A 19,724-nucleotide genomic window follows, 5' to 3' on the forward strand; every position below is an offset into this window, starting at 1 on the left:
ATCTTCGCCGCTGCGCGCCGCGGATCGGGGGGTCTGCATGAGTGCCGGCAGGGGTGTCGAAGGCAGTGGGAGCGCGGCGCGCGGCAGGGGCGTGCCGTGGATCGACGTGCTGCTGGCCGCCGTCGCGGCGGTGAGCTGGGCGTTGATCGGGATGGCCGGGACGGCGGCGCTGGGGCTGCACCTCCTGGAGGCGGACTCCGCGGGCTCGTTGGGCCCGATGACGGCCGCGGTGGTGGCCCTGGCCGCCGGGGGCTCGGTGACTCCGTCGGGCGATGTGTCCGCTTTCGGGCTCACGGGCGCGGAGGCGAACACGGCCATCGAGATCACGCCATTGGGGGTGAGCCTGGTGGGCGCGCTGCTGCTGTCGTGGTTCTTCCTGCGGTCCCTGCGGGCGGCGGGAGCGGTGATCGCCCCGGCCGAACTCCTCGCCCGCGTCGGGACGGTGGTCGCGCTGTACGTGGCGATGCTCGGCGGACTGGCCTGGGCGGGGCACGACGTCATCACGCTCGACGGGGGCGCGCTGGGGCTGGACGACCTGCCCGGGGGCGGGGGCGGTGGCGGGGGCGGCCTGGAGATCCCCGGTCTCGGCGACATCGGCGGACTGCTGCCCGACCGGCTCGGCGACCTCGTCGACGCCAAGGCCGCGGTCGGCTTCACCGTCGACACGGCGCCCACACTGCTCGGCGGCCTCGGCTGGTCCCTCGGCATCCTGCTGATCGCGCTGCTGGCCTCGCGCCGGACGCCGCTGCCGGGCGGCTGGGAGGCGGTGCACCGGGTGGTGCGGCCGGCGGTGTCCGCCGTCGTGACCGTGCTGCTGGTGGCCGTGGCGGCCGGGTTCGCCGCGGCGGCGTACGCGGCGATCGGCGACGACCATCCCCGGCGGATCACGGGAGCGGCGCTGCTCGGCGCGCCGAACGGGGTCTGGCTGGGCATCCCGATCGGCCTGTTCGTCCCCTGGGACGGACGGGCGACGGGCGCGCTGACGAGCGTCCTCCCGGACCCGCTGGACGATCTGCTGGGCGCCGGCACCGAGCAGTCGGTGACGCTGGGCCGCCTCGCGGAGCTGGACGGACGGGTGTGGCTCCTGGGCGTGGCGGCGGCGCTGGTGATGCTGCTGGCGGGGGTGCTGACGGCGGTGCGGACCCCTGTGGGGCCGACGGGGTCTCCGCAGGGCGCGAGGGCCGGGTCGGGGGCAGGGTCCGAGGGCCGGGGCGGGCGCGGGGCCGGCGCGGTCGGGTTCGCCGGGCGTTGTGCCGTGCGCTTGGGGGCGGCGACCGCCGTGGCGTTGCCGTTGATCGCCTGGTTGACGAACGTGTCCGTGGACGCCTCGCTGTCCGTGCTGGGGTTCGACGCCTTCGGGGCCGGGATCGAGCTGCACGGGCACCTCGGGGCGGCGTTGCTGCTGGGTGCCGGGTGGGGCGCGGGGGCGGGGGCCGCCGGTGCGCTGCTGGCGTGGGCCAGTGGCGCCGCGGGGCGGCGGGCGGCGCCACTGGCACGCAGTGACCCGTGGGGCACCGCGGGCCCCGGCGAGACACGTGGGCCGTCGGGGTACCCGGACGACCGGGCCGGGCCGTACGCGCCGGGTGCGCCCTCGTACCGGCCGCCGAATCCGGCGACCAATCCCTATCTGCGGGTTCCGGAGGAGCTGCGGGAGTCGCGGGACGCGGGGCCGCAGCGGGTTCGGCCCGAGCGGGCCGGCGGGGACAGGAGCGGGCAGTCGAGGCCCTACGAGAGCTCCCGGCGGACCGAGCCCCCCTCGGGCGACGGGCGGCCGCCTGCCGGACCGCCGGGGGCGGACGACGTCTACGGCGCTCCGACCGTGGTCCGGCCGATCGGGCCGTCTCCCCGCGCACCGCGTCGGCCTCCCGGCCCGCGGCCGGGTGAGCGGCCGCCGCCCGGGGCGGAGGAGGGTCCGCCGCCGCCTCCGCCCCCTCCTCCCGCTCCTCCGAGGGGCCCCAGGCCGCCTGGCGGACCGCGGTGAGGGGCCGGGGTCGGAACACCCGCAAAACGCCCGCAGCCGACTGTTGTGGAGCGCGCCACCTCACTGACATCCACTGTTCCGCGTCCGTCAGGCGGACCTCGGCGGCGCGCGGCACTGGGTGCCGGATACGGTGGGTACACCATGAGCGCTTTGCAGACTTCGTCCTCTGACGTCCCCACGCTCCTTGTCAAGATCTTCGGCAAGGACAGGCCGGGCATCACGGCCGGCCTTTTCGACACCCTCGCCGCCTTCTCCGTCGACGTGGTCGACATCGAGCAGGTCGTCACCCGAGGCCGGATGGTGCTGTGCGCGCTCGTGACCGAGCCGCCGACCGGCTTCGAGGGGGAACTGCGGTCCACGGTCCACAGCTGGGCCGAGTCGATGAAGATGCAGGCCGAGATCATCTCCGGCATCGGTGACAACCGTCCGCGCGGCCTCGGCCGGTCGCTGGTCACCGTGCTCGGGCATCCGCTCACCGCGGAGGCCACGGCGGCGGTGGCCGCGAAGATCACGAAGGCCGGCGGGAACATCGACCGTATCTTCCGGCTCGCCAAGTACCCCGTCACCGCCGTCGAGTTCGCCGTCTCCGGTGTGGAGACCGCGCCCCTGCGCACCGCCCTGGTCACAGGTGCGGCGGCGCTGGGGGTGGACGTCGCGGTGGTGGACGCGGGCCTGTACCGGCGGGCCCAGCGGCTCGTCGTGATGGACGTCGACTCCACCCTGATCCAGGACGAGGTGATCGAGCTCTTCGCCGCGCACGCCGGCTGCGAGGACGAGGTCGCCGAGGTGACGGCGGCGGCGATGCGTGGTGAGCTCGACTTCGAGCAGTCACTGCACGCGCGTGTGGCCCTGCTGGCGGGACTGGACGCGTCGGTCGTGGACAAGGTGCGCGCCGAGGTCCGGCTGACGCCGGGTGCGCGCACGCTGATCCGGACGCTGAAGCGGCTCGGATACCAGGTGGGGGTCGTCTCCGGCGGCTTCACCCAGGTCACCGACGATCTTCAGGAGCGGCTCGGGCTGGACTTCGCGCAGGCCAACACGCTGGAGATCGTCGACGGCAGGCTGACGGGCCGGGTCACCGGCGAGATCGTGGACCGTGCGGGCAAGGCGCGACTGCTGCGCCGGTTCGCCGCCGAGGCGGGCGTACCGCTCTCGCAGACCGTGGCGATCGGCGACGGCGCCAACGACCTCGACATGCTCAACGCGGCCGGCCTCGGGGTCGCCTTCAACGCCAAGCCGGTGGTGCGCGAGGCGGCGCACACGGCGGTGAACGTGCCGTTCCTGGACACCGTCCTGTATCTGCTCGGCATCACCCGTGAAGAGGTCGAGGCCGCGGAGACGCACGACGAGCAGTAGCCCCGCGCGGGCGTGGCGAAGACGCAGGGGTGCCGGCGCGCGGACGCGCGGGTGTCCCGACGGACGGGGAGGGCCCGGCACCATCGCGGTGCCGGGCCCTCGCGCGTGGCGGGTGGGTCACTCGGAGGGCGCCCAGTAGTCGAGCAGCGTGGCCACGCCGGGCTCCAGGGACTTCCAGGGGCCGTCGAAGGAGACGACGGCGAAGGCCGCGGCCGGGAACCCGCGGCGGCGCATCCGCTCGCCGGCGTCGCCGTCGCTCCGGCCGGAGAGGATGTCGGCGAGACCCTGGATGCCCGGGTTGTGGCCGATCAGGACGACGTCACGCACGTCGTCGGGTGTTTCGTTGAGCAGGGCGATCAGCTCACCGGGCGAGGCCTCGTAGATCCGCTCCTCGTAGACGGTTTTCGGCCGCTGCGGGAACTCATGGACGGCGAGCTTCCACGTCTCGCGGGTGCGGGTCGCGGTGGAGCAGACGGCCAGGTCGATGGGGATACCGCTGTCGACGAGCTTGCGTCCGGCGACGGCGGCGTCCTTACGGCCCCGCTCAGCGAGCGGACGCTCATGGTCGGTCACCTGCGGCCAGTCGGCTTTCGCATGGCGGAAGAGGACGATCCTGCGGGGTTCTGCGACGCTCATGAGTCCCAGCTTCGCATGAAACAGGCCATGGGGCGCAGGGAGTTGACATGCGGCTTCACCAGCGGTCCTGAGCTCCGCCCTAGCGGGTGACCAGCTGCTGCACGCGCTCGACGAGGTGGGTGATCGCCGGGTCGCCGGTGGCCGCGTGGGCGTCGGCGGGGTTCAGTATCAGCACCAGCAGGGTGATGAAGGCGAGCGTCGGGAGGGCGAGGGCCCACCAGGGCAGCCAGGTGTCGACGCCGCCCGAGGTGGCCGGGTGGGGCCGGGTGTGCGTAGGGGCCGACATGGGTGCCTCCGCTGTCTTCGAGTGGTCCGTGGACCTCGGCAGGTGATCCGCGTCCTGCGGCCACACCTCGAAGTTACGGACTCGGCGGCCCTCAACCCATCCGGTGATCCACCCACTTGACCCTGACCCTCACCCCCTAGGGGACAGGGGGGTTAACCCCACCCCGGTCGCTCGGACGGGATCGCGGGAGGGCCGATTCGGCCGGTCGTCACGTCCGGGCCGTCACGTCCGGGCCGTCAGGGCGAGGCGATGGTCGCGATGACGGCGATGACGACGAAGATGGCGAAGAACGAGCCGAAGACGATCAGCATCTTCTTCTGACCGTTCTGGGGGTTCGGGTCGAGCACTGGCATACGGCAAGTCTCGCACCCCGCGTCCCCCACGGTTCCCCCGGGGTCAGCGGGCGGCCTCCTCCTCCACCGTGCGGTCCCGGCCTGCCAGGACGCCCACGACCGTCTGCGGGACCATCAGGGCCGCCATGAGCGCGAGGGGCAGGCCCCAGCCGCCGCTGTGCTGGTAGAGCACCCCCACCAGGAGCGGGCCTGGGATGGAGATCAGATAGCCGGTGCTCTGCGCGAACGCCGACAGCTGAGCCACCCCCGCGCCGGTCCTGGCCCTCATCCCGACCATCGTGAGAGCCAGCGGGAAGGCGCAGTTGGCGATGCCGAGCAGCAGGGCCCAGACCCAGGCGCCGCCGGCCGGCGCGAGGTACAGGCCGGCGTATCCGACGAGCCCGCAGCCGCCGAGCGCGAGCACGATCGGCCCCTGGTGCGGCAGCCGGGTGGCGACGCGCGGGATGACGAAGGCCAGCGGCACGCCCATCGCCATCGTCACGGCGAGCAGCAGCCCGGCCGTGCCCGCGGGCACCCCGGCGTCCCGGAAGATCTGCGGCATCCAGCCCATGGTGATGTACGCGGCGGTGGCCTGGAGGCCGAAGAAGACGGCGAGCGCCCAGGCGGTGCGGCTGCGGGTGATGCGCAGCGGGGCGGCCGGCGGCTGCGGCACGCGCGCGTGGCCCTGAGGAGCGGGCCTCGGTCCCCGCTCCTGCCGCTCCCCCTCCGTACCCGCTCCGCCCGGTGCCGTCCCGCGGTCCCGTGCGAGCGGCAGCCAGGGCAGGACGGCCGCCGCCGCCAGGCCCGCCCAGAGCGCGAGGCCGGTCTGCCAACTGCCGCCCAGCGCCTCGGTCATGGGCACCGTGATCGCGGCGGCGGCGGAGGTGCCGAGGGCGAGGGCCATCGAGTACAGGCCGGTCATGGTGCCGACCCGGTCGGGGAAGTGACGCTTGACGATGACCGGCATCAGGACGTTGCTGACGGCGATGCCCATGAGGGCGAGGGCACTGGCGACGAGGAACCCCGCCGTGCCGCCCACGTAGGGGCGCAGCAGCAGCCCCGCCGTGATGGCGACCATGCCGGCGCACACCACCGCGCCCGCCCCGAAGCGGCGGGCCAGCCGGGGTGCCATGACGCCGAAGACGGCGAAGCAGAGCGGGGGCACGGAGGTGAGGAGCCCGGCCACGCTGCCGCTCATGCCGAGACCGTCGCGCACCTCTTCGAGGAGGGCGCCGAGGCTCGTGATGGCGGGCCGGAGGTTGAGGGCGGCCAGCACGATGCCGACGACGAGCAGCCGTGTGCCCCGGTCCCGCGCGCGAGGGGCCGTTCGCGGCGGCCCACCGGCGGCCGAGGCGCGGGTGGGCGGGGGTGTCGTCGTCCGGGTCTGCTCGCCAGCCATGCCGACCATCATAGAATCATAGGATGATTGGTTGTCCATGCCCGGGTTCCCCTCGGCCGCCCCACCCGTGCGAAGGTGTGCCATGCCCCTGAGCCATCCCCGCCGCTCGGCGCTGTCCGAACAGGTCATCGCCGCGCTGCGCACCCAGATCACCTCGGGCGAGTGGCCGGTCGGCGCGCGCATCCCCACGGAGCCCGAACTGGTCGAACAGCTGGGCGTCGCCCGCAACACGGTCCGCGAGGCCGTCCGGGCGCTCGCGCACAACGGGCTGCTGGACATCCGGCAGGGCTCGGGCACCTACGTCGTGGCGACCAGCGAACTGGCGGGCGTGATGCACCGCCGCTTCGCCGACGCCGACCCCGGGCACATCGCCGAACTGCGCGCCACGCTGGAGTCGAGCGCGGCGAAGCTGGCGGCCGGACGGCGCACGGAGAAGGACCTCAAGCAGCTGGACGCGCTCCTCCTGCGACGCGAGGAGGCCTGGAACTCGGGCGACACGGAGGCGTTCGTGACGGCGGACTCGACCTTCCACCTGGCGGTGGTGGCGGCCTCCCACAACGACGTCATGAGCGCGATGTACGCGGACCTCGGCGAGGTGCTGCGGGACTGGCTGCGCGAGGACGTCGGCGCGGAGCTGACGCCGGAGACGTACATGGACCACACGCGGCTGGTGGACGCGATCCGCGCGGGCGACGCGGAGGCCGCCGCCGTCGAGGCGGCGAGCTATCCCCTGCTCTGTCGGCCCGGCCGGTTCACATCTTCTGGTGGCTGACCCAGGCCGAGCGGACCTCCTTCCAGCAGCGGCCGGTGAGCCTTACGGTCTGTGCGGGGCCCGCGTCGGCGGGGGTGCCGTCGGTGTCGAGATCCCACCAGCGGTCGCACTCGATGTGCAGACGGACGCGGTCGGTGTCGGCGTAGGGGTTGTGGCAGTAGGCGACGACTCGGGAGCCGAGGACCTCGGTGCGGCACTCCGCACCGAACGGCTCCTCGGGTGCGGCGGTGGCCTGCCGGGCCGGCACGCGCGCGTGGGGCAGCGCGTCGTACGGCAGCGACAGGACGAGACAGACGGCGACGGTCACTGGGGCCAGGCTGCGAGACAGGCGCACAAGGGGACCTCCTCGGCCGTGCTGGGGAGGAAAGCGCGGTAAGGAACCCGCACTTCAGAGTGCCTTGCCGGGGCACTCCCCCGCCTGGCCGGATGAGCCGAACGGGTGACGCCCCGCTCCCCACGCGCGGGCGGGGGAACGGGGCGTCGACGGCGTGTCGGTGATCAGGCTCCGATGGCGTGCAGGCCACCGTCGACGTGCACGATCTCGCCCGTGGTCTTCGGGAACCAGTCGCTCAGCAGGGCGACCACACCGCGGCCGGCCGGGCCGGGGTCGTTGAGGTCCCACTCCAGCGGGGAGCGGTCGTCCCACACGGAGGCCAGCTCGGAGAAGCCCGGGATGGACTTGGCGGCCATGGAACCGATGGGGCCGGCGGAGACCAGGTTGCAGCGGATGTTCTGCTTGCCCAGGTCACGCGCCATGTAGCGGCTGGTGGCCTCCAGGGCCGCCTTGGCGGGGCCCATCCAGTCGTACTGCGGCCAGGCGAACGAGGCGTCGAAGGTGAGGCCGACGACCGAGCCGCCGTTCTGCATCAGCGGCAGACAGGCCATGGTGAGCGACTTCAGGGAGAACGCCGAGACGTGCATGGCCGTGGCGACCGACTCGAACGGCGTGTTGAGGAAGTTGCCGCCCATGGCGTCCTGCGGCGCGAAGCCGATGGAGTGCACGACGCCGTCGAGACCGCCGAGCTCCTCGCCGACGATGTCGGCCAGCCGGCCGAGGTGCTCGTCGTTCGTCACGTCGAGCTCGATGACCTTGGTGGGCTTCGGCAGCTTCTTGGCGATGCGCTCGGTCAGCGTGGGCCGCGGGAACGCGGTCAGGATGATCTCGGCACCCTGCTCCTGGGCCAGCTTGGCGGTGTGGAAGGCGATGGAGGACTCCAGCAGCACGCCGGTGATCAGGACGCGCTTGCCCTCGAGAATTCCGCTCATGGTGATCAGTGACCCATTCCCAGTCCGCCGTCAACGGGAATGACGGCTCCAGTGATGTACGAGGCGTCGTCCGAGGCGAGGAACCGCACCGTCGCGGCGATCTCCTCCGGCTGCGCGTACCGGCCGAGCGGGACCTGCGAGACGATGCCCGCGCGCTGCTCGTCGGTGAGCACCTTGGTCATGTCGGTGTCGACGAAGCCGGGCGCGACGACGTTGAAGGTGATGTTGCGCGATCCCAGCTCACGGGCGAGGGAACGCGCGAAGCCGACCAGGGCGGCCTTGGAGGCGGCGTAGTTCGCCTGCCCGGCGGAGCCGAGCAGACCCACGACCGAGGAGATCAGGACGACACGGCCCTTCTTGGCGCGCAGCATGGCGCGGTTCGCGCGCTTGACCACGCGGAAGGTACCCGTGAGATTGGTGTCGATGACCGAGGTGAAGTCCTCCTCGGACATGCGCATCAGGAGCTGGTCCTTGGTGACGCCGGCGTTGGCGATCAGAACCTCCACGGGGCCGTGTTCGGCCTCGATCTCCTTGTAGGCCTGCTCCACCTGCTCGGAGTCGGTGATGTCGCACTTGACCGCGAAGAAGCCGGCCGGTGGCTCGCCCGAGCGGTACGTGATCGCGACCTTGTCGCCGGCATCGGCGAACGCGCGGGCGATGGCGAGGCCGATGCCCCGGTTTCCTCCGGTGACGAGAACCGAGCGGCTCAACGGATCACCCTTTCGATTGGGGTCTGACGCACCCGCCCGAACACGGAACGGCAGGTGGCTTCCCTCGAAACCTATCGGTCTGCCTCGTCCGACGGACATTCGGGCACCGACAGTGGCTCACCGGACTGGCTGTGGGGTCTCTACAGAAAGTTTGCGGAAGCGGGGCGGAAACGTGTGGTCCGGGGCTGCCGGGCGCGACATGATCGAGGCCTTCACACGTGACGACACCAGGGAGAGACGTAGGTGCCCCACAGCATCGATGAAAGTTTCACGGCCCTACCCCTACGCGCCCTCGCCGACGCCGCTCTCGCACGCGCGCGTGCGCTGGGGGCGGAGCACGCGGACTTCCGGTTCGAGCGGGTGCGCAGCGCGTCCTGGCGGTTGCGGGACGCCAAGCCCTCCGGGTCCTCCGACACGACCGACCTCGGGTACGCGGTGCGGGTGGTGCACGGCGGTACGTGGGGGTTCGCGTCCGGCGTGGATCTCACGATGGACGCCGCGGCCCGGGTCGCCTCGCAGGCCGTGGCGATGGCCAAGCTGTCCGCGCAGGTGATCAAGGCGGCCGGTTCGGACGAGCGGGTGGAACTCGCCGACGAGCCGGTGCACGCCGACAGGACCTGGATCTCGTCCTACGAGATCGACCCGTTCACCGTTCCGGACGAGGAGAAGGCGGCGCTGCTCGCGGACTGGAGCGCGCGGCTGCTGGCGGCGAACGGGATCAACCACGTGGACGCCTCGCTGCTCACCGTCCACGAGAACAAGTTCTACGCCGACACGGCCGGGACGGTGACCACCCAGCAGCGGGTGCGGCTGCACCCGGCGCTGACCGCGGTGTCGGTCGACGAGTCGAGCGGCGAGTTCGACTCGATGCGCACGATCGCGCCGCCCGCCGGACGCGGCTGGGAGTACCTCACGGGCACCGGGTGGGACTGGGACGACGAGCTCGACCGGATCCCGGAGCTGCTCGCCGAGAAGATGCGGGCGCCGAGCGTCGAGCCGGGACTGTACGACCTGGTCGTCGACCCGTCGAACCTGTGGCTGACCATCCACGAGTCCATCGGGCACGCCACCGAGCTGGACCGGGCCCTCGGCTACGAGGCCGCCTACGCCGGCACCTCCTTCGCCACCTTCGACCAGCTCGGCAAGCTGCGCTACGGCTCGGACCTGATGAACGTCACGGGTGACCGCACCGCCGAGCACGGCCTGGCGACCGTCGGCTACGACGACGAGGGCGTCGAGGGCCAGTCCTGGGACCTCGTGAAGGACGGCACGCTCGTCGGCTACCAGCTGGACCGGCGGATCGCGAAGCTGACCGGGTTCGAGCGGTCCAACGGCTGCGCCTTCGCCGACTCCCCCGGCCATGTCCCGGTGCAGCGCATGGCCAACGTGTCGTTGCGGCCGGATCCGGCCGGGATGTCGACCGAGGGACTCATCGGCAGCGTCGACCGGGGCATCTACGTCGTCGGCGACCGGTCCTGGTCCATCGACATGCAGCGCTACAACTTCCAGTTCACCGGGCAGCGGTTCTTCCGGATCGAGAACGGGCGGATCACCGGCCAGCTGCGGGACGTGGCCTACCAGGCGACGACCACCGACTTCTGGGGGTCGATGGCGGCGGTCGGCGGCCCGCAGACGTACGTCCTCGGCGGCGCCTTCAACTGCGGCAAGGCCCAGCCGGGCCAGGTCGCGGCGGTGTCGCACGGCTGCCCGTCGGCCCTCTTCAAGGGCGTCAACATTCTGAACACCACGCAGGAGGCGGGTCGATGAGCGCGGGCACCAACAAGGCGCAGCAGCCGCACGAGATCGTCGAGCGCGCCCTCGAGCTGTCACGGGCCGACGGCTGTGTCGTGATCGCCGACGAACAGTCGACGGCGAACCTGCGCTGGGCCGGCAACGCGCTCACGACCAACGGCGTCACGCGCGGGCGCACGCTCACCGTGATCGCCACGGTCGACGGCAAAGAGGGCACCGCCTCCGGTGTCGTCTCGCGGGCCGCCGTCACCAAGGACGAGCTGGAGCCCCTGGTCCGCGCCGCCGAGGCCGCCGCGCGGGGCGCGGCCCCCGCCGAGGACGCGCAGCCGCTGGTCGCCGACGTGGCTCGGTCCCCCGAGTTCACCGAGGCGCCCGCGGAGACCTCGTCGGCTGTGTTCGCCGACTTCGCGCCCGCCCTGGGTGAGGCGTTCGCACGCGCGCGGGCGGGCGGTCGCGAGCTGTACGGGTTCGCCAACCACGAGCTCGTCTCGACGTACCTGGGGACGTCGACCGGGCTGCGGCTGCGGCACGACCAGCCGAACGGGACGCTGGAACTCAACGCCAAGTCCCCGGACCGGACCCGCTCGGCGTGGGCCGGGCGCTCGACCCGGGACTTCAAGGACGTGGACCCGGCGGCGCTCGACGCCGAGCTGGCCGTGCGGCTGGGCTGGGCGGAGCGGCGGATCGAGCTGCCCGCCGGGCGGTACGAGACGCTGCTGCCGCCGACCGCGGTGGCCGACCTGATGATCTACCAGCTGTGGTCGGCGTCCGGCCGGGACGCGACCGAGGGCCGGACGGTGTTCTCGCAGCCCGGCGGCGGCACCCGGCTCGGGGAGAAGCTGTCCGACCTGCCGCTGACCCTGCGCAGCGACCCGAACGAGCCGGGCCTGGAGTCGCCGCCGTTCGTCATCGCGCACTCCTCCGGCGGCGACCAGTCGGTCTTCGACAACGGCCTGCCCGTGCGGCCCACCGAATGGATCTCCGCGGGCGAGCTGAAGCGCCTGACGACCACCCGGCACAGCGCGGCCCTGACCGGCCTGCCGGTGGCGCCCGGGGCCGACAACCTGATCCTGGACGGCGGCGAGGACCGCTCCCTGGAGGAGATGGTCGCGGCCACCGGACGCGGGCTGCTGCTGACCTGCCTGTGGTACATCCGCGAGGTCGACCCGGCGACGCTGCTCCTCACCGGCCTGACCCGGGACGGCGTCTACCTGGTGGAGAACGGCGAGGTCGTCGGCGAGGTGAACAACTTCCGGTTCAACGAGTCGCCGGTCGGCCTGCTGGGGCGGGCGACGGAGGCGGGGCGCACGGAAAAGACGCTGCCCCGGGAGTGGAGCGACTGGTTCACTAGGGCTGCGATGCCCCCGCTGAGGGTGCCGGACTTCAATATGAGCTCTGTCAGTCAGGGCGTATAACCTCGTAGCCGGTGGTCGCTCGACCGCCCGAACACAGTCTGAAGATCATCAAGGAGATATGAGAACCGTGACGGACATCGTCGACGAACTGCAGTGGCGCGGGCTGATCGCCCTCTCCACTGACGAGGACGCATTGCGCAAGGCGTTCGCGGACGGTCCCGTCACGTTCTATTGCGGCTTCGACCCGACCGCGCCCAGCCTGCACCTCGGCAACCTCGTGCAGATCCTGACGATGCGCAGGATCCAGCAGGCGGGCAACCGTCCGCTGGGTCTGGTCGGGGGCGCCACCGGGCTGATCGGCGACCCGAAGCCCACCGCGGAGCGGACGCTGAACTCGCCCGAGGTCGTCGCCCAGTGGGTCGAGCGGCTGCGCGCGCAGATCGCGCCGCTGCTCGACTTCGACGGCCCGCACGCGGCGGTCATGGTCAACAACCTGGACTGGACTCAGGGCCTGTCGGCCATCGAGTTCCTGCGGGACGTCGGCAAGCACTTCCGCGTCAACAAGATGATCGCCAAGGAGGCCGTCTCCCGACGACTCAACTCCGAGGCGGGCATCGGCTACACCGAGTTCAGCTACCAGATCCTCCAGGGGATGGACTTCCTGGAGCTGTACCGGCGGCACGGCTGCACGCTCCAGACCGGCGGCAGCGACCAGTGGGGCAACCTCACCTCGGGCACCGACCTGATCCACCGGGTGGAGTCCGACGCCGTGGTGCACGCGCTGGCCACCCCGCTGATCACCAAGGCGGACGGCACCAAGTTCGGCAAGACGGAGTCCGGCACGATCTGGCTCGACCCCGAGATGACCACGCCGTACGCCTTCTACCAGTTCTGGCTGAACGCGGACGACCGGGACGTGTCCAAGTTCCTGCGCATCTTCAGCTTCAGGTCCCATGACGAGATCGAGGAGCTGGAGCGGCAGACCGAGGAGCGTCCGCAGGCCCGGGCCGCTCAGCGCGCGCTGGCCGAGGAGCTGACGACGCTGGTGCACGGCGCCGACCAGACGGCCGCCGTGGTCGCCGCGTCCAAGGCCCTCTTCGGCCAGGGCGAGCTCGGCGAGCTCGACGACCGGACGCTGGCCGCGGCCCTCTCCGAGGTGCCGCACATCCAGGTCGCCGAGCTCGGACCGGTCGTGGACCTGTTCGCCGAGGTCGGCCTGGTGGCCAGCAAGTCCGCCGCGCGGCGGACCGTGAAGGAGGGCGGGGCCTACGTGAACAACGTCAAGGTCACCGCGGAGGACGCCGTCCCGGCCAAGGACGAGCTCATCCACGGGCGGTGGCTGGTGCTGCGGCGCGGGAAGAAGAACCTGGCCGCCGTCGAGGTCACCGACGTCTGAGTGCCGCGCTTCCGCTCTGCGGGTTGCGCGTAGGGGGTGCGCCGCAGGGGCGCGGGTTTCTGCCGGCCGTGGCTTTCGTCGTGGCTTGTCTCGCAGGTCCCCGTGCCCCTCCCGGGCTCCCGGCTCAGGCGCGGGTCTTCCTCTTGCCCAGCGTCGCCATGTAGAGCATGTCGCCCAGGGCCACGATGATGATCGCGGCGATCAGCTGGAACAGGTGGCGGCTCCAGTCGATGCCGGACGTCGACTCGACCCCTGCCGCGCGGGCGATCGAGTTGCCCACGATCGCGCCCAGCATGCCGAAGATGGTGGTCAGCCAGAGCGGGCTGTGCTGCTTGCCCGGGATGATCGCCTTCGCGATCAGGCCCAGCACGAATCCCACGATGATCGCCCACAACCAGCCCATGGCTGCCTCCTTGTACGGCTCTACGTGAGCATTGCACCCAAGTCTCGGTCCGCTCGCCGTACGGCGCATGTCGGGTGCGGCCATACGCGGCACGGCGCAGAACGATCGCCCGGGCGCCGGGTGACCCGGTCTCGAAGGCGGCGCAGTCGCGGCGTAACGTGGACGGTGTCCGGGCCCGGCTCCCCGATCGGGTGCGGGCCGGAGAGGGGCCGGGGCAAGGCCGATGCGGGCGGACGGTGGAATGTGATGCGGAAGCAGGGTGGCGGCGGCAACGTCCAGGTGTTCCGGATCACCGGTGCGCGCCAGGGACTCCAGGACGACGTGCGGGGCCGGCAACGGCGGTACATCATCTCGATGTCGATCCGCACGCTGTCGGTGATCCTCGCGGCGACCTTGTGGAACGTGGAACGCCATGTGGCGATCGTGGCATTGGTCCTGGGGGTGGTGCTCCCCTATATCTCGGTGGTGATCGCCAACGCGGGGCGGGAGAACGTGCCTTCCCTCCCCTCCACTTTCCTGACCGTGCCGGTGCGCACCATGATCGCTCCGCCACGGGCCGAGGGGGAATCCGTGGGCTCGGTGCCGGAAGAGGAGGGCTTCGCGGAATCCCTCCGCAAGGAACCGGAGCCCGATCCGGCTGAGCGTCAGCCGTGAACAGGCCATGCGCGGACTGTGCTCCAAGCTCAGGAAAAGCTCAGATCAATCATGTTGTTCCAGTGCCGTGCGGACCGTGAGCCATGACATACTTCGTACGCGCTCCGCATCCCCCGTCGGAGCGACGGACCGACGCCGGGCAGCTCCCCCCGTGGCTGCTCGGCGTCGCCTTTGTGTGCGTGTGGTGAGACAAATCTGTGAGTGACGAGACCCCCGTCTGTTCTGCCAAGGGCTGCCGTGTCGACGCGGTGTGGGTACTGGCATGGAACAACCCGAAGCTGCACACGCCGGAGCGGCGCAAGACGTGGCTCGCGTGCGAGGAGCACCGGGAGCATCTGTCGCAGTTCCTCGGCGTCCGGGGCTTCCTCAAGGACGTCGTCCCGCTGGCCGAGTGGGAGTCCCCGGAAGCCTCCTAGCCGCCGATCGCCGACATCGGCCTGTCCGGCTGGAGGAACGTCGGGTCGTCCAGGCCCGAGCCCGCCTTTTTGCCCCACATCGCCAGTCGCCAGATACGGGCTATCTCCTCGTCGGGCGCGCCGGAGCGCAGGGCCGCTCGCAGGTCCGTCTCCTCGCGGGCGAAGAGGCAGGTGCGGACCTGGCCGTCGGCCGTGAGGCGGGTGCGGTCGCAGGCGGCGCAGAACGGGCGGGTGACGGAGGCGATGACGCCCACCCGGTGCGGGCCACCGTCCACCAGCCAGCGTTCGGCCGGGGCGGAGCCGCGCTCCCCCTCGCCCTCGGCGGTGAGGTCGAAGCGGGTGCGCAGGGAGGCCAGGATGTCGCCGGCCGTGACCATGCCCTCGCGCTTCCAACCGTGCTGGGCGTCCAGCGGCATCTGCTCGATGAAACGCAGCTCGTAGTCGTGCTCGACGGCCCAGGCGAGGAGGTCGGGGGCCTCGTCCTCGTTCAGGTCGGGCATCAGGACCGAGTTGACCTTCACCGGGGTCAGGCCTGCCTCACGGGCGGCTTCGAGGCCTTCGAGGACGTCCTTGTGACGGTCCCTGCGGGTGAGGGTCTTGAAGACGTCGGGCCGCAGGGTGTCGAGGGAGACGTTGACCCGGTCCAGGCCCGCCGCCTTGAGGGCGGTGGCGGTGCGGCGCAGGCCGATGCCGTTCGTCGTGAGGGACATCTGGGGGCGGGGAGCCAGGGCCGCGACCCGCTCGACGATGCCGACCAGACCCGGGCGCAGCAGGGGCTCGCCTCCGGTGAAGCGGACCTCCTCGATGCCGAGCGTGGAGACCGCTATGCCGATCAGACGGACGATCTCGTCGTCGTCGAGCAGATCGGGCTTGGCCAGCCACTGCAGGCCCTCCTCGGGCATGCAGTACGTACAGCGCAGGTTGCACCGGTCCGTCAGCGAGACCCTCAGGTCGGTGGCCACTCGGCCGTAGGTGTCGATGAGCACGTGGGCCCCCTCCCTCGTAGCGATCGCGTGTTCTTTTCCGTCACTTGCGAGCCTACGTGACACCGGTGACAACGACAGTGCCCGATCCCACGAGATCCCAGGGAGCGGAACGCGGGCGCGTCGTAGGGATCTACGACGCGGCCGCGGGAGGGGATGGTCAGCGGGTTGCTCAGTGGGCTCCGGTACCGGTCAGGGAGCGGACCTCCAGTTCGGCGAACTTGCCCTTGTCGGGCTCCTCCTTCGACAGCAGGGTGCCGACGACGCCCAGCAGGAAGCCGACCGGGATCGAGATGATGCCCGGGTTCTCCAGCGGGAACCAGTGGAAGTCGACGTCGGGGAACATCGAGGTGGGCTTGCCCGAGACGACCGGCGAGAACAGCACCAGGCCGACCGCGGTGACCAGGCCGCCGTAGATCGACCACAGGGCTCCGGAGGTGGTGAACCGCTTCCAGAAGAGGCTGTAGAGGATCGTCGGGAGGTTGGCGGAGGCGGCGACCGCGAAGGCGAGGGCGACCAGGCCGGCGACGTTCAGGTCGCGGGCGAGGGCGCCCAGCAGGATGGAGACGGCGCCGATGCCGACGGTGGCGTAGCGGGCCGCGTTGATCTCCTGCTTCTCGCTGGCGGTGCCCTTCTTGATGACGTTGGCGTAGATGTCGTGGGCGAAGGACGACGAGGACGCGAGCGTGAGGCCCGCGACGACCGCGAGGATCGTGGCGAAGGCGACCGCCGAGATGGTGGCCAGCAGGATCGCGCCCCAGTTGGAGTCGACGCCGCCGAGATGGAGGGCGAGCAGGGGCGCCGCCGTGTTGCCCGCCTTGTTGGAGGCGATGATCTCGTCCGGCTTGATGAGCGCGGCGGCGCCGAAGCCGAGGGCGAGGGTCATCAGGTAGAAGGCGCCGATGAGGCCGATGGCCCAGAGGACCGACTTACGGGCGGCCTTGGCGGTGGGCACGGTGTAGAAGCGGATCAGGATGTGCGGCAGGCCCGCGGTGCCCAGGACCAGGGCGATGCCGAGCGAGATGAAGTCCAGTTTGGTGGTGCCGGTGGCGCCGTACTTCAGGCCGGGCTCCAGGAAGGCCGCGCCCTTGCCGCTGTTGTCGGCGGCCGAGCCCAGCAGGTCGGAGAGGTTGAAGTCGAACTTCAGCAGGACCAGGAAGGTGAGCAGGAGGGCGCCGGCGATGAGCAGGACCGCCTTGACCATCTGGACCCAGGTGGTGCCCTTCATGCCGCCGATCGTCACGTAGACGATCATCAGTACGCCGACCAGCGCGACGATGCCGACCTTGCCGCTGTCGCTGGTGATGCCCAGCAGCAGGGAGACCAGGACGCCGGCGCCCGCCATCTGGGCCAGCAGGTAGAAGATCGACACCACGATGGTGGAGGTGCCGGCCGCCGTGCGGACCGGCCGCTGGCGCATGCGGTACGCCAGGACGTCGCCCATCGTGTAGCGGCCGGAGTTGCGCAGCGGTTCGGCGACCAGGAGCAGGGCGACCAGCCAGGCGACCAGGAAGCCGATGGAGTACAGGAAGCCGTCGTAGCCGAAGAGGGCGATGGCGCCCGCGATGCCGAGGAAGGACGCGGCGGACATGTAGTCGCCGGAGACGGCGAGGCCGTTCTGGAAGCCGGTGAACTGGCGGCCGCCGGCGTAGAAGTCGGCGGCGTCCTTGGTCTGGCGCCCGGCCCAGACGGTGATGACGAGGGTCGCGGCGACGAACACCGAGAACAGGATGATGATCAGCGTGCGGTGCTCGCTGGCCTCGCCTGCGGCGAGCAGGGTGTGCTGTGCGGGGCTCATGCTCCGCCCTCCATCCGGGACTTGATGGCCTCGGCCTTGGGGTCGAACCGCGCGGCGGCGGTCCGCGCGTACCACCAGGCGATGAGGAAGGTGGTGAGGAACTGGGCGAGGCCGAGCGTCATGGCCACGTTGAAGTTGCCGAAGAGCTTGGTGCCCATGAAGTCGCCCGCGTAGTTGGACAGCAGGACGTACAGCAGGTACCAGGCGATGAAGGCGACCGTCAGCGGGAAGGCGAAACTGCGGTAGGAGCTGCGCAGTTCACCGAACTCCGCGCTCTCCTGCACCGCGACGAACTCCTCGGTGGACGGGAGTTGGGCTGGGGATTTCGAGGGGGGCGGTGTCTCGGTGGCCACGAAGTCTCCTCGTTGCGAATGCGGGTCGGACGGCGAAAGGAGGCGAGTGTCCTCTCGCTCCCTGCCCAAGGTCACGGCGCCGCACAAGGACGGGTTCAACGCGTCGGGCGGGTTTGTCGAAGTGGCCTTCGGCAGGTCATGACCAACGAGCGTGGGCCGCGTCAGGTCATGGGTCGGCAAACTCGCCGCCTGGAAGTCATTGCTGGCCGGTGAGTCAGGGAGATAGCTTCGGGCAAGCACCACCCGTCATGTACCTGCCCAGGCAGCACCTGCGCTTGGGTCAGGTCCCGTTTCCGGATGATGTGGAGACCCCATGGCTCATCTGCCTTCCAGACGCCGCCTCGCGCTCGCGGTGCCCGTCGTGCTGTCGCTGACCGCCTCCCTCGGCTTCCTGCCGACAGCGGCCTCCGCGGTGCCCGTCACGACTTCCGCCACCCGGACGGCCGATGCCGGAACCCTGGCATACGTCGTCAACACGAAGGTGGACCACCGCACGATCGGGTCGGTGAAGAAGGCGATCGCCGCGGCCGGCGGCACCGTCGTCGCGGCGTACGAGAAGATCGGCGTCCTCGTCGTCCATTCGGCGAACCCCGACTTCGGACCTCAGATACGCGCGGTGCGCGGCGTGCAGTCGGCGGGTGCGACCCGTACCGCGCCGCTGAGCGCCGCGGGCACCACCGACGAGGGGGCCGCGCAGGTCCTCTCCAAGGCGGAGGCCGCGAAGATCGAGAAGGCGTCCGACGCGGCGGGCCAGAGCGAGCCGCTCGAGGCCGACCAGTGGGACCTGCGCGCGATCGGCGCCGACAAGGCCGCCGGGATCAACCCGGGCAGCAAGAAGGTGACGGTCGCCGTGATCGACACCGGCGTCGACGACACCCACCCGGACCTCGCGCCGAACTTCTCCCCGTCCCAGTCGGCGAACTGCGTCGGCGGCGTCGCGGACACCAGCGAGGGCGCCTGGCGCCCCTACACCGCGGACGACTACCACGGCACCCATGTCGCGGGCGAGATCGCCGCGGCCCGCAACGGCATCGGCGTGGCGGGCGTCGCGCCCGGCGTGAAGGTCGCCGGCATCAAGGTGAGCGACCCCAAGGACGGCCTCTTCTACCCGGAGAACGTCGTCTGCGCCTTCGTGTTCGCCGCCGACCACGGCGTCGAGGTCACGAACAACAGCTACTACGTCGACCCGTGGCTGTACAACTGCATGGACGACCCCGACCAGAAGGCGATCGTCGACGCGGTCAACAGGGCCCAGCTGTACGCCCAGAAGAAGGGCACGATCAACGTCGCCTCGGCGGGCAACTCCAACCATGACCTGGACTCCGACTCCCTGGTCGACGCCTCCAGCCCGGACGACTCCACGCCGGTCGAGCGGACCGTCGACCCCCACGAGTGCTTCGACGTCCCGACCCAGCTGCCGGGTGTCGTCACGGTGAGCGCGACGGGCGTCAAGGGCACCAAGTCGTACTACTCCACCTACGGTCTGGGCGCGATCGACGTCGCGGCACCGGGCGGCGACAAGTACCAGATCCCGGACACCCCGTCCGCCAACGGCCGCATCCTGTCGACGCTGCCGAACAACACGTACGGCTTCCTCCAGGGCACCTCGATGGCGTCCCCGCACGTCGCCGGTGTGGCCGCGCTGCTGAAGTCGACCCACCCGCACGCGAGCCCGGCCCAGCTGCAGGCGCTGCTCAAGCTCCAGGCCGACAGCACGGCGTGCCCGACCGAGCCGTACGACGGCGACGGCAACGGGGTCGTGGACGCGACCTGCGTGGGCGGCAAGCGCCTCAACGGCTTCTTCGGCTTCGGCGTCGTGAACGCGCTGCGCGCCGTGAAGTAGTCGCCCGACAGGCGGTCGGAGGGCCGGGCGGAC

20 protein-coding genes are annotated in these 19,724 nt (G+C 71.2%); 9 read left to right on the top strand and 11 right to left on the bottom strand.

Annotation, left to right across the window (positions count from 1 at the left end):
- The first annotated feature begins 37 nt into the window (after positions 1 to 37).
- On the top strand, positions 38 to 1,981 hold the full coding sequence (locus OG736_RS11055) for a streptophobe family protein (protein WP_327182272.1): 1,944 nt from the start codon (positions 38 to 40) through the stop codon (positions 1,979 to 1,981).
- Between the two features lie 141 nt (positions 1,982 to 2,122).
- Positions 2,123 to 3,337 carry a phosphoserine phosphatase SerB gene (gene serB / locus OG736_RS11060; RefSeq protein WP_028806944.1) on the top strand — a complete coding sequence of 405 codons (1,215 nt, stop codon included), beginning with the start codon at positions 2,123 to 2,125 and terminating at the stop codon, positions 3,335 to 3,337.
- A gap of 117 nt (positions 3,338 to 3,454) precedes the next feature.
- Here the strand turns inward: serB and OG736_RS11065 are convergent, their stop codons facing one another.
- The 4 genes from OG736_RS11065 to OG736_RS11080 all read right to left on the bottom strand — a co-directional run bounded on the left by OG736_RS11065 (position 3,455) and on the right by OG736_RS11080 (position 5,990).
- The gene (locus tag OG736_RS11065; protein WP_327182274.1) at positions 3,455 to 3,973 is read right to left on the bottom strand and encodes a SixA phosphatase family protein; all 519 of its coding nucleotides are present in this window, start codon (positions 3,971 to 3,973) and stop codon (positions 3,455 to 3,457) included.
- 79 nt (positions 3,974 to 4,052) lie between these two features.
- Positions 4,053 to 4,259, bottom strand: coding sequence for a hypothetical protein (locus OG736_RS11070; RefSeq protein ID WP_020130396.1), 207 nt, complete (start codon positions 4,257 to 4,259; stop codon positions 4,053 to 4,055).
- Positions 4,260 to 4,495: 236 nt separating this feature from the next.
- On the bottom strand, positions 4,496 to 4,612 hold the full coding sequence (locus tag OG736_RS11075) for an SGM_5486 family transporter-associated protein (protein WP_107095507.1): 117 nt from the start codon (positions 4,610 to 4,612) through the stop codon (positions 4,496 to 4,498).
- 43 nt (positions 4,613 to 4,655) lie between these two features.
- Entirely contained in the window at positions 4,656 to 5,990 is a 1,335-nt protein-coding gene (locus tag OG736_RS11080) for a CynX/NimT family MFS transporter (RefSeq protein ID WP_442817018.1), read from the bottom strand.
- Positions 5,991 to 6,072: 82 nt separating this feature from the next.
- On the opposite strand from OG736_RS11080, the gene OG736_RS11085 reads away from it, so the two are divergent.
- A complete protein-coding gene (locus OG736_RS11085; RefSeq protein WP_327182276.1) occupies positions 6,073 to 6,762 on the top strand; it encodes a FadR/GntR family transcriptional regulator in 690 nt (229 codons plus the stop codon).
- Here OG736_RS11085 and OG736_RS11090 read toward each other — a convergent pair.
- From OG736_RS11090 to fabG, 3 genes are all read right to left on the bottom strand, one after another.
- Positions 6,743 to 7,096 carry a hypothetical protein gene (locus OG736_RS11090; RefSeq protein ID WP_327182277.1) on the bottom strand — a complete coding sequence of 118 codons (354 nt, stop codon included), beginning with the start codon at positions 7,094 to 7,096 and terminating at the stop codon, positions 6,743 to 6,745. The two genes, OG736_RS11085 and OG736_RS11090, sit on opposite strands and share 20 nt — an antisense overlap.
- Positions 7,097 to 7,260: 164 nt before the next feature.
- The gene (gene fabI / locus OG736_RS11095; protein ID WP_020130401.1) at positions 7,261 to 8,028 is read right to left on the bottom strand and encodes an enoyl-ACP reductase FabI; all 768 of its coding nucleotides are present in this window, start codon (positions 8,026 to 8,028) and stop codon (positions 7,261 to 7,263) included.
- Positions 8,029 to 8,033: 5 nt separating this feature from the next.
- On the bottom strand, positions 8,034 to 8,738 hold the full coding sequence (gene fabG, locus OG736_RS11100; protein WP_020130402.1) for a 3-oxoacyl-[acyl-carrier-protein] reductase: 705 nt from the start codon (positions 8,736 to 8,738) through the stop codon (positions 8,034 to 8,036).
- Positions 8,739 to 8,981: 243 nt separating this feature from the next.
- Here fabG and OG736_RS11105 point away from each other — a divergent pair, with 243 nt between their 5' ends.
- The 3 genes from OG736_RS11105 (at position 8,982) to tyrS (ending at position 13,241) form a co-directional block, all read left to right on the top strand.
- A complete protein-coding gene (locus OG736_RS11105; protein WP_020130403.1) occupies positions 8,982 to 10,505 on the top strand; it encodes a TldD/PmbA family protein in 1,524 nt (507 codons plus the stop codon).
- On the top strand, positions 10,502 to 11,905 hold the full coding sequence (locus tag OG736_RS11110) for a metallopeptidase TldD-related protein (RefSeq protein ID WP_327182278.1): 1,404 nt from the start codon (positions 10,502 to 10,504) through the stop codon (positions 11,903 to 11,905). The genes OG736_RS11105 and OG736_RS11110 overlap by 4 nt, the downstream gene beginning before the upstream one ends.
- A gap of 67 nt (positions 11,906 to 11,972) precedes the next feature.
- Positions 11,973 to 13,241 carry a tyrosine--tRNA ligase gene (gene tyrS, locus OG736_RS11115; RefSeq protein ID WP_327187580.1) on the top strand — a complete coding sequence of 423 codons (1,269 nt, stop codon included), beginning with the start codon at positions 11,973 to 11,975 and terminating at the stop codon, positions 13,239 to 13,241.
- Positions 13,242 to 13,365: 124 nt separating this feature from the next.
- Here the strand turns inward: tyrS and OG736_RS11120 are convergent, their stop codons facing one another.
- Positions 13,366 to 13,644 carry a GlsB/YeaQ/YmgE family stress response membrane protein gene (locus tag OG736_RS11120; protein ID WP_327182279.1) on the bottom strand — a complete coding sequence of 93 codons (279 nt, stop codon included), beginning with the start codon at positions 13,642 to 13,644 and terminating at the stop codon, positions 13,366 to 13,368.
- A 279-nt stretch (positions 13,645 to 13,923) separates the two neighbouring features.
- Here OG736_RS11120 and OG736_RS11125 point away from each other — a divergent pair, with 279 nt between their 5' ends.
- Together OG736_RS11125 and OG736_RS11130 are read left to right on the top strand one after the other, a co-directional pair.
- Positions 13,924 to 14,298: a DUF3099 domain-containing protein gene (locus OG736_RS11125; RefSeq protein WP_442817019.1), complete on the top strand. Its 375-nt coding sequence runs from the start codon at positions 13,924 to 13,926 to the stop codon at positions 14,296 to 14,298.
- Between the two features lie 197 nt (positions 14,299 to 14,495).
- Positions 14,496 to 14,714 (top strand): hypothetical protein, encoded by a 219-nt coding sequence (locus tag OG736_RS11130; protein ID WP_327182281.1) that lies wholly within the window; start codon positions 14,496 to 14,498, stop codon positions 14,712 to 14,714.
- Here OG736_RS11130 and moaA read toward each other — a convergent pair.
- The 3 genes from moaA to OG736_RS11145 form a co-directional block, all read right to left on the bottom strand.
- Positions 14,711 to 15,700: a GTP 3',8-cyclase MoaA gene (moaA, locus tag OG736_RS11135; protein ID WP_327182282.1), complete on the bottom strand. Its 990-nt coding sequence runs from the start codon at positions 15,698 to 15,700 to the stop codon at positions 14,711 to 14,713. The two genes, OG736_RS11130 and moaA, sit on opposite strands and share 4 nt — an antisense overlap.
- Before the next feature lie 169 nt (positions 15,701 to 15,869).
- Positions 15,870 to 17,495: a monocarboxylic acid transporter gene (locus tag OG736_RS11140; RefSeq protein ID WP_327182283.1), complete on the bottom strand. Its 1,626-nt coding sequence runs from the start codon at positions 17,493 to 17,495 to the stop codon at positions 15,870 to 15,872.
- Positions 17,492 to 17,848: a DUF485 domain-containing protein gene (locus OG736_RS11145; RefSeq protein WP_327182284.1), complete on the bottom strand. Its 357-nt coding sequence runs from the start codon at positions 17,846 to 17,848 to the stop codon at positions 17,492 to 17,494. The genes OG736_RS11140 and OG736_RS11145 overlap by 4 nt, the downstream gene beginning before the upstream one ends.
- Before the next feature lie 313 nt (positions 17,849 to 18,161).
- Here OG736_RS11145 and OG736_RS11150 point away from each other — a divergent pair, with 313 nt between their 5' ends.
- Positions 18,162 to 19,691 (top strand): S8 family peptidase, encoded by a 1,530-nt coding sequence (locus OG736_RS11150; protein WP_327182285.1) that lies wholly within the window; start codon positions 18,162 to 18,164, stop codon positions 19,689 to 19,691.
- The last annotated feature ends 33 nt before the right edge of the window (positions 19,692 to 19,724 follow it).

It is taken from the genome of Streptomyces sp. NBC_01334, assembly GCF_035983595.1.
GTDB classification, from domain to species: Bacteria; Actinomycetota; Actinomycetes; order Streptomycetales; family Streptomycetaceae; genus Streptomyces; species Streptomyces coriariae.